Annotated in this window: 13 protein-coding genes; 8 read left to right on the top strand and 5 right to left on the bottom strand. The window is 68.9% G+C overall.

The features are described from left to right. The first annotated feature begins 163 nt into the window (after positions 1-163). The gene (locus tag VFQ64_RS09255) at positions 164-898 is read left to right on the top strand and encodes a hypothetical protein (protein ID WP_325102999.1); all 735 of its coding nucleotides are present in this window, start codon (positions 164-166) and stop codon (positions 896-898) included. A 174-nt stretch (positions 899-1,072) separates the two neighbouring features. On the opposite strand, the gene VFQ64_RS09250 is transcribed toward VFQ64_RS09255, so the two are convergent. After that, complete coding sequence (locus tag VFQ64_RS09250; protein ID WP_325102998.1) at positions 1,073-1,513, bottom strand: DNA polymerase III subunit chi; 441 nt, start codon at positions 1,511-1,513, stop codon at positions 1,073-1,075. A 136-nt stretch (positions 1,514-1,649) separates the two neighbouring features. Then, the gene (locus VFQ64_RS09245) at positions 1,650-3,101 is read right to left on the bottom strand and encodes a leucyl aminopeptidase (RefSeq protein ID WP_325102997.1); all 1,452 of its coding nucleotides are present in this window, start codon (positions 3,099-3,101) and stop codon (positions 1,650-1,652) included. A gap of 134 nt (positions 3,102-3,235) precedes the next feature. Here VFQ64_RS09245 and VFQ64_RS09240 point away from each other — a divergent pair, with 134 nt between their 5' ends. From VFQ64_RS09240 to rsmA, 4 genes are all read left to right on the top strand, one after another. Then, entirely contained in the window at positions 3,236-5,473 is a 2,238-nt protein-coding gene (locus tag VFQ64_RS09240) for an LPS-assembly protein LptD (RefSeq protein WP_325102996.1), read from the top strand. Positions 5,474-5,543: 70 nt separating this feature from the next. After that, positions 5,544-6,896 (top strand): peptidylprolyl isomerase, encoded by a 1,353-nt coding sequence (locus VFQ64_RS09235; protein ID WP_325102995.1) that lies wholly within the window; start codon positions 5,544-5,546, stop codon positions 6,894-6,896. Then, positions 6,883-7,875 carry a 4-hydroxythreonine-4-phosphate dehydrogenase PdxA gene (gene pdxA / locus VFQ64_RS09230; protein ID WP_414712884.1) on the top strand — a complete coding sequence of 331 codons (993 nt, stop codon included), beginning with the start codon at positions 6,883-6,885 and terminating at the stop codon, positions 7,873-7,875. Before VFQ64_RS09235 ends, pdxA begins: the two co-directional genes overlap by 14 nt. After that, a complete protein-coding gene (gene rsmA / locus VFQ64_RS09225; RefSeq protein ID WP_325102994.1) occupies positions 7,868-8,707 on the top strand; it encodes a 16S rRNA (adenine(1518)-N(6)/adenine(1519)-N(6))-dimethyltransferase RsmA in 840 nt (279 codons plus the stop codon). Before pdxA ends, rsmA begins: the two co-directional genes overlap by 8 nt. Here rsmA and VFQ64_RS09220 read toward each other — a convergent pair. The 3 genes from VFQ64_RS09220 to guaB all read right to left on the bottom strand — a co-directional run bounded on the left by VFQ64_RS09220 (position 8,704) and on the right by guaB (position 12,010). Further along, entirely contained in the window at positions 8,704-9,204 is a 501-nt protein-coding gene (locus tag VFQ64_RS09220; protein ID WP_325102993.1) for a tetratricopeptide repeat protein, read from the bottom strand. The genes rsmA and VFQ64_RS09220 overlap by 4 nt on opposite strands. Positions 9,205-9,238: 34 nt before the next feature. Further along, positions 9,239-10,411, bottom strand: a complete 1,173-nt coding sequence (locus tag VFQ64_RS09215; protein WP_325102992.1) for an RsmB/NOP family class I SAM-dependent RNA methyltransferase — start codon at positions 10,409-10,411, stop codon at positions 9,239-9,241. A 141-nt stretch (positions 10,412-10,552) separates the two neighbouring features. Next, complete coding sequence (guaB, locus tag VFQ64_RS09210) at positions 10,553-12,010, bottom strand: IMP dehydrogenase (protein ID WP_325102991.1); 1,458 nt, start codon at positions 12,008-12,010, stop codon at positions 10,553-10,555. 152 nt (positions 12,011-12,162) lie between these two features. Between guaB and VFQ64_RS09205 the strand changes: the two genes are divergently transcribed. From VFQ64_RS09205 to VFQ64_RS15605, 3 genes are read left to right on the top strand one after another with little or no spacing between them, the layout of a single operon-like run. Continuing rightward, positions 12,163-12,726, top strand: a complete 564-nt coding sequence (locus VFQ64_RS09205) for an RNase A-like domain-containing protein (RefSeq protein WP_325102990.1) — start codon at positions 12,163-12,165, stop codon at positions 12,724-12,726. Further along, on the top strand, positions 12,644-12,967 hold the full coding sequence (locus VFQ64_RS15610; protein ID WP_414712883.1) for an RNase A-like domain-containing protein: 324 nt from the start codon (positions 12,644-12,646) through the stop codon (positions 12,965-12,967). Before VFQ64_RS09205 ends, VFQ64_RS15610 begins: the two co-directional genes overlap by 83 nt. A gap of 8 nt (positions 12,968-12,975) precedes the next feature. Next, positions 12,976-13,281: a contact-dependent growth inhibition system immunity protein gene (locus VFQ64_RS15605; RefSeq protein ID WP_414712882.1), complete on the top strand. Its 306-nt coding sequence runs from the start codon at positions 12,976-12,978 to the stop codon at positions 13,279-13,281. The last annotated feature ends 12 nt before the right edge of the window (positions 13,282-13,293 follow it).

The raw sequence follows: 13,293 nt of genomic DNA, 5'->3' as shown, positions 1-13,293 counted from the left end.
TTCTCCTGATTTGGTTGTTCGGAAGTTGCGCGCGCCCTAGGCTGGCGCTCGGGGCGATGCAAGCGGGGGCCACGTGACCGAGGCGACAGCGACGACGCGCGGCAGGCTGCACCGCCTGTGGCAGCGCGATGCCACGCGCAAATAGCTGCGCGAGTTCGCGAGCGTGGTGCTGGGTGTGCTGGTCGCGCTCGGCCTCGGCGCGATCGCGACTGAGATCGGCTGGCGGATCGAGGTGCGCGGCGCTCGCGACGCGATGGCGGTGGAGCTGGGCGAGCTGATCGGCCAGGGCGAGGAGCGCGTCACCATTGACGCCTGTGTCGAGCGCCGCTTGGACGAGTTGGCGCGGATCGTCGCGGACGCCGGGCAGGCGGGGCGCCTGCCGCCCCTGGGTGAGCCGAGCGCACCGCCCTATCGCACCTGGCCAGTCGGCGTGTGGCAAAGCACGCTGAGCGCGCAGACCGCCGCGCATCTCGATCGCGAGGTCCTCGATAATTATTCAACTGCCTATGACTTCGCGGAGCAGATCGGCTTCCACGGCCGGCGTGAACTCGACATCTGGACGAGCCTTTACGCGCTGTCCGGTCCCGGGCGGCCGTTCGGTGGCGACGAGGCGCGATCCCTGCGGCACACGATCGCGCAGGCGCGGCTGGCGAACCGAATGGTGGCGCTGAACGGTGTGCGAATGAAGCAGGTGACGACCGCTTACCAGCTTGGTTACGATAAGAAGGAAGCGGCGCTCTATGGGCAGCGGCCACGCTCCGCCTTCCCGATCTGCCGGCCCATCGGCAGCAACATCCCGGCGAACTATGGCGCGGCGCCGGGCGGTAGGATGGTGCGGGACGCCATCGCCGACCCGATCACGCGGGAGTCGCTGGGGCTGGATAATAGCAAACGGTAAAAACCCAGGGTGCGGCGTGATCCGGCGGGGCCGCCACCGAAGCGACGGCCCACGCCTTCAATAGATCACCAGGTCCATAAGAGCCCCCGCTCTTTATCCCATCCTCCGTTGGATGTAGCACGATGGTGCGCCTGTTCGGGTGAACCGTCAAGGACCGGAGCCGGCCCTTCCGACTCAGGTCACCTGCTTCCACCTGCCCGCCTCGTTCTGCTTCCAGTAGCGCGGCTCAACGCCGTCCCGGTTCTTCAGCAGACGCCAAGCGGCGCGCGCGTCCTTGATCCGCTCCTCGTCGAAGACGTGGAAGGCGCGGTGGAAATCGAGCGCGTCGGGGCGCCAGATGCCGTCCGCCAGCGCGATGTTCCGCGCGCCGTTGGCGGCGTTGATGTCGGGGGCGAAAAGGATCGGCTGCGCCGCATCGTCACCGGCGCCCAGTTGCGCGTGGGGGAGAAAGCTGTCGGTGGCATAGGTCCACAGGTGCCGGTCGAGGCGGGCGCGCTCGTCGTCGTCGGCGACCACGATCAGCAGACGTGCGCCGCTGGCGAGCACCTTTTCCGCGATCTGCGGCAGGACGCGGTCGAGCGGCTGGCGGGTGAGGTGATAGAAGTCGACCTGCACTAGCTCCCCTCCCGCCTGCGGGAAGAGTTGGAGGAGGAATTGTCCGATAGCATGGAGCTTACATCCCCTCCCCCCAGCCCCTCCCGCAAACGGGAGGGGAGAATAGCTGGGCCCCTCCCGCAAGCGGGAGGTGTATTCAACCCTCGAAATTGTCGCGGATGAAGCGGTCGAGCAGCCGCACGCCGTACCCTGTCGCGCCCTTGTCGTGGTGGGTGCCGGGCTTGTCGCTCCACACCATGCCGGCGATGTCGAGATGGGCCCAGGCGACACCCTCCTCGACGAAACGCTGGATGAACTGCGCCGCGGTGATCGAGCCCGCGCCTTTGCCGCCGATGTTCTTCATGTCCGCGATCGGTGAATCGATCATCTTGTCGTAGGTGGGCGAGAGCGGAAAGCGCCACAGCTTGTCGTCGGTCGCCAGCCCCGCCGCGGTCAGATGCGCTGCCAGCCTCTCATCGTTCGAGAACAGCCCGCCATATTCATTGCCCAGTGCGACGATCATCGCGCCGGTCAGGGTGGCGAGATCGACGATCGTCTTCACGCCGTGCGTCCGCTGCACCCAGGTGATCGCGTCGGCAAGGACCAGCCGTCCTTCGGCATCGGTGTTGAGCACCTCGATCGTCTGGCCCGACATGCTGGTCAGCACGTCACCAGGGCGCGTGGCGTTGCCGTCAGGCATGTTCTCGACCAGCCCCATGACGCCGATGACGTTCGCCTTCGCCTTGCGCGCGGCAAGCGCCTTCATCGCGCCCGCGACCGCGCCCGCGCCGCCCATGTCCCACTTCATGTCCTCCATGCCGGCCGCCGGCTTGATGGAAATGCCGCCGGTGTCGAAGGTCACGCCCTTGCCGACCAGCGCCACGGCGGGCGCGTCTCCTCCCCCGTTCCACTTGAGCGCGAGCAGCCGGCCGGGGCGCGACGAGCCCTGCGCGACGCCGAGTATGGCGCCCATGCCGAGCGCCGCCATCTGATCCTGGTCGAGCACGGTGATCTCGAGGCCCAGCCCTTCGACCGAGCGCGTCACCTGGTCGACGAAGCTCTCGGGATAGAGGATGTTGGGCGGCTCGGAGACGAGCTGGCGGGTCAGCGCCATGCCGTCGGTCACCGCCGACTGTGTCGCCCACGCCGCGTCGACGCCGGCGGGAGCACCGGCGATGGTCAGCGTCGTCAGGCTCGGCTTCTGGTTGTCGGGCAGCTTGGTCCGGTAGACATCGTGCCGCCAGGCGCGCTGCGCGGCGGCACCGGCGAAGCGCGCCACGGCCGCCGCGCTCGGCGTGACGTTCGCCAGGTCGACGGTCGCCTCGATAGCGCCGGAGGTCAGCAGTTTGGCAGTCAGCGCGCCGCCGGCCTTGGCCCAATCGGGCTCGTCACCCCCGCCGACGCCGAGCAGAACTATGCGCCGTACCGTCTCGCCCGGCACGAAGAGGTCGAGCGCCGTGCCCGCCTCGCCGGTGAAGCGCGCGGCGGTGGCGGCGGCGGCGGCGATCGGCGCGCCCTCCCCCAACGCCAGCCTGTCCAGCCCGTCCTTTTCGACCGGCAGGACCAGGATCGCCGCGGTCGGAGCGGCGGGCGCGAAGGTGATCTGCATGTGCGAAGAAGTCCTGCAAGGTCTTGAAGCTATGTCCATCTAGGTTACCGGCGGCGGGAGGCAAGCGCGCGATTGCGGGGCGGGCAGGCTTCCGATAGGCGAACGGCGTCCGCGTGAAGGGGTCTGGAATACTCGTGTTGCGTCACCTTCTGTGGGCGAGTTCGGCCGCCATCGCCTTGGCCGTGGCCGCGCCGGGTGATGCGCAGGAGTTGCAGGACCGGCCCGTCCAGGTGCCGCCGCCCAGCCCCGAGGCGTCGCCGGCCGACCCGAACCAGGTGCAGTTCTCCTCCGACGCGCTGGAATATGATGGCAACGCCGATGTCGTGACGTCGCTGGGCGACGTGCGGATGGCGCGCCAAGGCAGCCGTCTGCGCGCCGACCGGGTCGTCTGGGACCGCAAGACCGGCCAGGTGGTGGCGACCGGCAACATCGCGGTCACCAATCCGCAGGGTGACATCGCCTATGGCGACTCGATCGAGCTCACCGATTCTCTGCGCGACGGCGTGATCGACAACATGCTGGTGGTGCTGGAACGCGGCGACCGGCTCGCGGCCGTACGCGGTTCGCGGGAGGAAGACGGCACCATCAACCTCAACAGCGCCGCCTATACGCCGTGCGCCGTGGTCAACAGCGCCGGCTGTCCCAAGGAGCCGTCGTGGAAGATCACCGCGGTGCGCGTCACCTATCGCCCCGAGCGTGAGCGCATCTACTTCGTCGGCGGGCGTTTCCATCTGTTCGGGCTGGCGTCGATCCCGCTGCCCAAATTGTCGGTGCCGATCGGTGAGAACAGCGACAGCGGCTGGTTGACCCCAGACATCCGCTACAAGGCGGTCAACGGTCTGGAGGTCACGACGCCCTATTATTGGTCGATCGCGCCCAATCGCGGGCTGACGATCGCGCCGCATGTCTTTACCTCGGTGCTGCCGATGCTGCAGCTGCAATATGACTCGCTCGGCACGTCCGGCGCGTTCCGGGTGACCGGCTATGCCACCGCCAGCCGCCGCAGCGACGACCTGTCCAGGGCGACCGGCCTTTCGACTGAGATGGCGTTCCGGGGGTATGTGGACGCGGTCGCGCGCTACCAGCTGTCGCCGAACTGGTCGGCCAGTGGCTCGTTGCGCCGCACCACCGATCGAACGTTCCTCCGCCGCTACGACATTTCGCGCGACGACCGGCTGCGCTCCACCGCCTCGCTGGAGCGGATCGACCGCGACAGCTATTTCGCGCTGACCGGCTGGTCGGTGCAGACGCTGCGGGTCGCCGACGATCAGGGACTGCAGCCGGTCGCGCTGCCGGAGGTCGACTTTCGCCGTCGTTTCAACGACGTGGTCGGCGGGCGGATCGAGGTGCAGCTCAACAGCCTGGCGCTGACGCGGACCGCCGGCCAGGACACGCAACGCGCCTTTGCCAGCGCGCGCTGGGACCGGCGGCTGCTGACCGGCCGTGGGCAGGAACTGACGCTGACCGCCTTTGCCCGCGGCGACGCCTACAATACGCGCGACACTTTGACGACGGCGGTGGCGAGCTATCGCGGCATCGAGGGGTTCCGCACCCGCGCGATCGGCGCGGTGGCGGCCGACCTGCGCTGGCCGCTGATCGGCGCGCTGTGGGGCGGCACCCAGCGGTTGACGCCACGGTTCCAGGTTGTCGCCAGCCCACGCATCGCCAACCTGTCGCTGCCAAACGAGGACTCCCGTGCGCTCGACCTCGACGACAGCAACCTGTTCGCGCTCAACCGCTTCCCCGGCTACGACCGGTTCGAGGACTCCACCCGCGCCACCTATGGCGCCGAATGGACCCTTGACCTGCCCGGCCTGCGCATCAACGCGGTGGCGGGGCAGAGCTATCGCCTGTCACGCCGCGCGACGATCCTGCCTGACGGAACCGGACTGTCGGACCGCCTGTCCGACATCACCGGGCGGACGGAGGTGCGCCTGCGCGACTTCATCTCGTTTACCCACCGCTACCGGCTGGACAAGGACAGCTTTGCTTTCCGCCGCAACGAGATCGACGCGACGATCGGTTCGCAAAACAACTATGTGCTGCTCGGCTACCTGCGCCTCGATCGGAACATCTTCCCGGCGATCGAGGATTTGCAGGACCGCGAGGAGGTGCGCGTCGCCGGGCGGGTGCAGTTCGCGCCGTTCTGGTCGGCGTTCGCCAGCGGCGTCGTCGACCTCACCAACCGGCGCGAAGACCCGCTGAGCTTGGCCGACGGTTTCGACCCGATCCGCCACCGGATCGGCGTGCAATATGAGGACGATTGCCTCCGGATCGGGTTGACCTGGCGGCGTGATTACCAGGACACCGGGGACGCGCGGCGCGGCAACAGCTTCCTGTTGTCACTGGCGTTCACCAGGCCCGGGCGCTAAGCGCGCGTTCAGCATCACCGGGGCAGGCGCGGGCTGAGGGCGACGGCGGTGCGCGAGGAGTGGGATACAAGTGACTAGCGTTTTCAGGCGATCGGTGATCGGCGCGGCGGTGGCTGCGCTGGCGGTGGCGGGCACCGCGCAGACCGTGAAGGACACCAGCGTTCCCGAAACGGGTCTCGACATTCCGGCAAATCTGCAGATTTTCGGCAAGCTCGACCCCAATGTCCGCAAGCCGACCGCGATCGTCAACGACACCGTCATCACCGGTACCGATGTGGATCATCGGATGGCGCTGATCGCGCTATTCAACAACGTACCCGTCAGCCGCATTACCGGCGAGGAGCGTGACCGGCTGCGGCTGCAGATCCTGCGCCAGCTGATCGACGAGACGCTGCAGATCCAGGAGGCGAAGACCGCCGAGATCACCGTTACCCCGGCCGAGATCACCCAGGCTTATGCTCGGACCGCGCAGGCCAGCTTCAAGACCACGCCCGACAAGATCCCGGCGCTGCTGACCGCCGCCGGATCGTCCGAGCGGTCGCTGAAGCGTGAGATCGAGGCGGAGCTGGCATGGCAGCGGTATCTGCGTCGCCGGGTCGAGCCGTTCGTCAACGTTAGCGAGCAGGAGGTGAAGGGTATCCTCGGCCGCCTGCAGGCGGCGCAGGGGACGCAGGAGTACAACCTCAAGGAGATCTTCCTCAACGCCACGCCCGCAAACGAGCAGCAGGTGTTCGCCAAGGCGCGGACGCTGATCCAGGAGCTGGGCAAGGGGCAGGTGCCGTTCGAGGTGCTGGCGCGCCAGAACACCGAGACCACCCTGCGCGGCCAGGGCGGCGACCTGGGCTGGGTGCGGGCCGCGGTGCTGCCGCCCGAGCTCGCGCAGGCGGCGCAGGAGATGCAGGTCGGCCAGGTCGCCGGACCAATTCAGACGTCGGGAGGCTTTTCGATACTGTACCTGACCGACAAGCGTCAGGTGCTGACCGCCGATCCGCGCGACGCGAAGCTGAGCCTGAAGCAGCTGACGATCAAGTTTCCGCCCGGTCTGACCCAGGCCGAGGCGACCGCGCGTGCCGCGACCTTCGCCAACGGGTTGAAGTCGCTGCAGGGCTGCGGCACCGCCGATAAGGTGGGCGCCTCGCTCGGGGCCGAGGTGGTGGACAATGACACGGTGCAGGTCCGCGCTCTGCCACCGCAGTTGCAGGAGATTGTGCTGAAGCTGCAGATCGGCCAGGCGACGCCGCCGTTCGGTTCACCGGACGAGGGCGTGCGGGCGCTTGTGCTGTGCGGACGCGACGACGCGCGCACCGCGACGCTGCCGCGCGCGGACCAAGTGCAGAACCAACTGGAGCAGACGCGGGTGAACCTGCGCGCGCAGCAGAAGCTGCGCGACCTGCGCCGCGACGCGGTGGTTGATTATCGCTGATGTGACGCCGGTTGCGGTCTCGATGGGCGATCCCGCCGGGATCGGGCCGGAGATCGTCGCCAAGGCGTGGGGCGCGCGCAGTGTGTTGCCGCCGTTTGTGATGATCGGCGATGCCGCCGCGGTGCGCGCAGTCTGGTCCGGGCCGGTCGCGGTCGTGGAGACGCTGGAGCAAGGACTGGCCGCGTTCGGCCGGGCACTGCCGGTGCTCAGCACGGGCGAGACGGGTGTCCGTACGCCCGGCTCACCTGACGAAGCCGGCGCCGGCAGCGCTTTGCAGGCGCTGGAGATGGCGGTCGGACTGGTACGCCAGGGTGCGGCCAGCGCGCTGGTGACGGGCCCGGTCTCGAAGGCGGCGCTCTATGCCGTCGGCTTTACCCATCCGGGCCAAACCGAGTTCGTGGCGGAACGGTGCGGCGTGACCGCGCGCAACGCGGTGATGATGCTGGCGGGACCGAGCCTGCGGGTGGTACCGATCACCGGCCATGTGCCGCTGGCGGACGTATCCCGCCTGATGACATGCGAGCTGATCGTGGCGAAGGGACGCGCGACGGCGCGCGGCTTGCAGCGGAGCTTCGGCATCGCGGCACCGCGGCTCGCCTTTGCCGGCCTCAATCCTCATGCCGGCGAAAGCGGCACGATCGGTCGCGAGGAGATCGACGCGATGGTGCCCGCGATCGCCGAGCTGCGCGCCGAGGGCATTGACGCGAGCGGGCCGCACGCCGCGGACACGCTGTTCCACCCGCGCGCCCGGGCGCGCTACGACGCGGTGCTGTGTCCGACCCACGACCAGGCACTGATCCCGTTGAAGACGATCCACTTCGATGAAGGGGTGAACGTCACGCTGGGGCTGCCGATCGTGCGGACCTCGCCCGATCACGGCACCGCCTTTGATATCGCCGGCAAGGATGTGGCGGAGCCCGGCGCGATGATCGCGGCGATCGCGATGGCGGGCGAGATGGCTGGGCGTCGGCTTGGCTGAGCTACCGCCCTTGCGTGACGTGGTGGCGCGACATGGGCTGCAGGCGAGCAAGGCGTTAGGACAGAACTTCCTGTTCGACGGCCAGCTGCTTGCGCGCATCGCGGCGGTGCCGGGCGATCTCACCGACGCAGAGGTGTTGGAGGTCGGGCCGGGGCCGGGCGGGCTAACACGGGCGTTATTGGCGGCAGGTGCGCGGGTGACTGCGGTAGAGCGCGACCGGCGGTGCATGCCGGCGCTGGCGGAACTGGGCGAGGCTTATCCCGGACGGTTGAGGGTGATCGAGGGCGATGCGCTCACCGTCGAGCTGTCGGCGCAATTCGGCTCGCGCCCGCATATCGTCTCGAATCTGCCCTATAATGTTGGGACCGCGCTGCTGGTCGGATGGCTGACCGCGGACTGGCCGCCTTGGTGGGCATCGGCGACGCTGATGTTCCAGAAGGAGGTCGCCGAACGGATCGTCGCAGGCGCCGGCGACGACGCCTACGGCAGGCTGGCGGTGCTTGCGCAATGGCGCTCGACCGCGCGGATCGCGATGCCGGTGCATCGCTCCGCCTTCACGCCGCCGCCCAAGGTCATGTCGGCGGTGGTGCATATCGTGCCTGTGGAAGCGCCGGCCGGGGTGGAGGTGCGCGATCTGGAGCGACTCACGGCAGCGGCGTTCGGGCAGCGGCGCAAGATGCTGCGCCAGAGCCTGAAAGGCGTGCCGGGCGCGCTCGGCACGGCGGAGGCGCTGGGGATCGACCCGGCGCGGCGGGCGGAGACCGTCACCGTCGCCGAGTGGGTGGCGCTCGCCCGCGGCTTGAGGACGCTCGCTAGTAGCAGCGCCGACTAGGGCGTCTGGGTCGTCGGCTTTGGGGTCACCTGCGCGGTGGCGACGGGCGGACCCTTGGCGATTGCGGCGGCGAGCTGGGTAGCCGGCGCGCAGCCGGTCTTGCACAGCGCGCGCACCTTGGCGAGGTTCTCCCGCGCGCGATTGACCGCCCCCTTGGCGACCAGCGCCTCGCCTTGCCCGGCGAGCGCGGTCACGTCGTTCGGGTCGAGCAGCAGCGCCTCGCGGTAGAGGCGGATCGCCTTGCCCGGCAGCCCGCGGGCCTCGGCCGCATCGGCCAGCGCCACGAACGCCGCGCGATTGCGCGGATCAACCGCGACCGCAGTCTCGAACGCGTCGACCGCGCCGTTGAGATCACCCGCGGCGCGCGCAGCCCGGCCGTCCGCGAGCAGTTGCAGCGAGCGGGGATCGATCGGCGGTGCGGCGCGCTGGCCCTGCAACGAGGTGGAGATCGACACCAGCGCCAACGAGGCGGCGACGGCGACGGGCATGTAACGCATGATCAGCTCCAGACGAGGCCCCACCCAAACACCGCTAGCATGGGGCCAGGAGGCGCGCGACAAAAAAGCCGTCGGTGCCGTCGTGCGCCGGGTCCAGTCGCCAACCGTCGCCATGAGCTCGCCCGGCCGGCAGGTCGAGCGGATCGGCGGCCCAGTCCGGGCGATCCGCAAGGAAGGCGGCCACCTGGCCCCTGCCCTCCTCGTCAAGCAGCGAGCAAACGATGAACACCAGCGCACCGCCCGGCCGCACCAATGCCGCGCCGATGCCGATCAGCCGCGCCTGCGTGGCGACGAGGCGCTCGATGCGATCGGGGGTGAGCCGCCAGCGCGCTTCCGGGTTTCGCCGCCAAGTGCCACTGCCCGAGCAGGGCGCATCGATCAGAACCGTATCGGCCCGGCCACGCACATCCGTCAGCGTGCTCAGTTCATGGCCGGGGTCGAGGAGCCGCGTGGCGATGATGCTCGCCCCTGCCCGCTCCGCGCGTGGCAACAGGTGGGACAGACGGCCGCGATCGGTATCGGTGGCGATGATCGCGCCGTCGTTGTCCATGACGGCGGCGAGGGCCAGCGACTTGCCGCCAGCGCCGGCGCACAGGTCGATGACGTTCTGCCCGCGCCGGGCCCGCGCAGCGAGCGTGACGACCTGGCTGCCGGCGTCCTGTATCTCGGCACGGCCCGCCAAAGCCGACACGTCAGTGCCCGTCGGCAGGCGCACACCGGCGGGGAGGCCCGGGATCAGCTCCCCGCCGGTCTCCGCTGCGACCTCCGCCGGACTGGCCAACAGCGTGTTGACGCGCAGGTCGAGCGGCGCGCGGGCCACCAGCGCCTCCTGTTCGGCGCGGCCGATGCCCGACGCGGTCAGGCGCTTGCCCAGCCAGATCGGCACCACACCCGCCTTGGCCTTCGGCTCGTCGGGGTGGATCGGAGGCGGTCCATGGCCCTCACCGTCGAAGGTCGCGGCGATGCCCGCGTCGCGGTCGGCGAGCAGCAGCATCGCGGCGCGGCCGCCCCCCGGTCGTTCGCCCGCGGCGCGGATCGCAGCGTAGACGAGCTCGCGAACGGCGCGGCGGTCCTTGGAGCCGGCGTAGCGGCGCGTGGCGAAATAGCGCTGAATTAACGTATCCGCGGCCGCGCCACCCTCTCGCGCGGCTGCGATGATGGCGTCGAGCAACTCGATCGCGGCCTGGGTGCGGGCGGGAGGTGTCATCGGAAGTTCACGATCTTCACGTCACGTCACCGCGAAACGTCGGCCAGTCGACCAGCCATAGGGATGGGTCGAGGACTCATGATAAGGCTGACCGGGCATGATCGCCGCATGGCATGTCGCGCGCTTGTAGGACAGCAATGACTAACGTGTCGGGTAGTTCGGCGCTTCCCTTGTGATCGTCACGTCGTGGACATGGCTTTCCATCAGCCCAGCGCCAGTAATTTGGACGAACCTCGCCCGCTCGCGCAGGGCCGCGAGCGTGGCGGAACCGGTATAGCCCATCGCCGCCTTCACGCCGCCGACCAGCTGGTGGACGACCTCGCGCGCCGGCCCCTTGAACGGCACCTGCCCCTCGATTCCCTCCGGGACCAGCTTCATCTGGTCGCGCACGTCGCCCTGGAAATAGCGGTCGGCGGAGCCGCGGCCCATTGCGCCGACCGACCCCATGCCGCGATAGGATTTGTAGGCGCGGCCCTGGTACAGGAAGGTCTCCCCCGGCGCCTCGTCGGTGCCGGCGAGCAGTGAGCCGATCATTACGGTGGAGGCACCCGCCGCCAGCGCCTTGGCGATGTCGCCGCTGGTGCGGATGCCGCCGTCGGCGATTACCGGCACGCCGACGGCGCGCCCGGCCTCGGCGCATTCGAGCACGGCGGTGAGCTGCGGCACGCCGACGCCGGCGACGACGCGGGTGGTGCAGATCGAGCCAGGGCCGATGCCGACCTTGACCGCGTCCGCGCCCGCATCCGCCAGCGCCCGCGTCGCCTCCGCGGTGGCGACGTTGCCGGCGACGACCTGGACCGAATTGGAGAGCTTTTTCACGCGCTCCACCGCGCGCGCGACGTCGCGGTTATGGCCGTGGGCGGTGTCGATGACGATCAGGTCGCACTCGGCGTCGACCAGCGCCTCGGTGCGGTCGAAACCGGCATCGCCCACCGTCGTCGCCGCCGCCACGCGAAGGCGCCCGGCCGCGTCCTTGGTCGCCGAGGGATAGGTGACCGCCTTTTCGATGTCCTTGACGGTAATGAGGCCGACGCAGCGATAGGCCTCATCCACCACCAGCAGCTTCTCGATCCTGCGCTGGTGGAGCAGACGGCGGGCCTCCTCCTGACCGACGCCAACCGACACGGTGGCGAGGTTGTCGTGGGTCATCAGCTCGGCGACGGGCTGGCCCGGATGCTCGGCGAAGCGGACGTCGCGGTTGGTGAGGATGCCGACCAGCTTGCCGTCCGCCTCCACCACCGGGATGCCGCTGATCCGATTGCGCGTCATCAGCCCCTGCGCGTCGGCCAGCGTCGCGTCGGGCGCGATGGTGATCGGGTTGACCACCATGCCCGATTCGTAGCGCTTGACCTGACGGACGGCAGCGACCTGTTCTTCCACCGACAGGTTGCGGTGGAGCACGCCGATGCCGCCGAGCTGCGCCATCGCGATCGCCATCTGGCCTTCCGTCACCGTGTCCATCGCCGACGAGATGATCGGGATGTTGAGCGCGATGCCGCGGGTCAGCTGGGTGCGAGTGTCGGCCATGCTCGGCAGCACCTCCGACTCCGCCGGCACGAGCAACACATCATCAAAGGTGAGGCCGAGGCGAATGTCCATGCCGGCCCTTAGCTAGCGGATGGCGCAGGCGCAATTTGCGTGTTGCCGGGCCGCGCCGCCACCGCTGCTTAAAGCGTCGCCAACCAAGCCGGTTGGTGCGCGAAGACGAGCAATGCTAACCGGGCGCGGTGCCACGCGCGGAGTCGCAAGCGATGCCTGACGAAGACGGCCTGCGGATCGTGCCGACGCCGCCGCAATTGGCCGCGGTGCTGGCGAACGGTACGTTGGAGCAGCCGAGCTTCGCAGCCCGCGGCTGGGGTGCGGCCCGCGCGATCTTCGGTGCCGTCGAAGTTCTGGGCGGCGGTGCTATGCTGGTGGTGCCGGAGCCAACCATGGTCACCAAGGTCGGCGGTGGCGCCCTGGCGGTCCACGGCATCGACGGCTTCCAAGCAGGCGTCCGTCAAGCGATCAGCGGGCTCGGCACCGACAGCATGACCAGCGATGCGACCACCGCGCTAGCGGAGCGGCTGGGCGTTGACCCGGCTACCGCCGAACGGATCGGCGATGGCGTTGACATCCTCGTACCGCTTGCGGTCTCGGGCGGACTGGCGGCTGCGCGGGTGGCGGCAATTCGTGGCGGCCGTCTGAGCCTAGCTGCTCAGGAGGCCGCAGGTGGACACACGATCGCCCGCCATGTCGGCCGCACCGAGGCACAGCTACACGCACAACTGGCGAGCCAGTCAACCATCCCCGCCGCCTCGACCTTCGCTACCTAGCACATGCCGAACGCGCGGTGGGTTCCGTTCTTCGGCGAACAGTCAGGCGATCGCCGCCTGGGCGGGAACCGCCACGCCAGGCGCCACGCGAGCGTTCGTCGGCCCATTCGCCAATGCCGGCAGCGGCGTCGTCCGCGCTACGGGCCAGCTGACGCGAGTGAACAGCGTGCGCGTGGTTCTGCGGAAGCAGGTGGCGAATGGCCGTCTTTATTACGTCCTGACGGCTTTCCCGATTCCCTGAGAGGCGTAATGTCGTATCCCGAATTATCAGCCATGCTTGGTGGGTACTTCCACCAGGATTGGGACTTGGAGCAGGACAGCTTGAGTGGCGTGGTTGCCAACTTCGTCAGCACCACCGATCCGTCCGTCGTGCGCGCGACAGCGGCGGAGGCCGACGATTTCCTAAAAGATCACCCAAGCGATCTGCTTGCCGCTTTTGAGCGCGCCTTCCGCCCCGACATCACCATCGGACAGAATGACGATGAGGCCCGCGACTGGCTCCGATGGCTCGCAGGTGAGCTTCGTGGACGCCTGCTCGAACAACACGATGACTAGAAGTGGATTTGG

Origin of the sequence: Sphingomonas sp. (assembly GCF_035714405.1) — a bacterium.
Taxonomy (GTDB): Bacteria; Pseudomonadota; Alphaproteobacteria; order Sphingomonadales; family Sphingomonadaceae; genus Sphingomonas.
The sequence above is the reverse complement of the archived record's forward strand: the minus strand, read 5'-3'. Positions and strand labels throughout refer to the sequence as shown.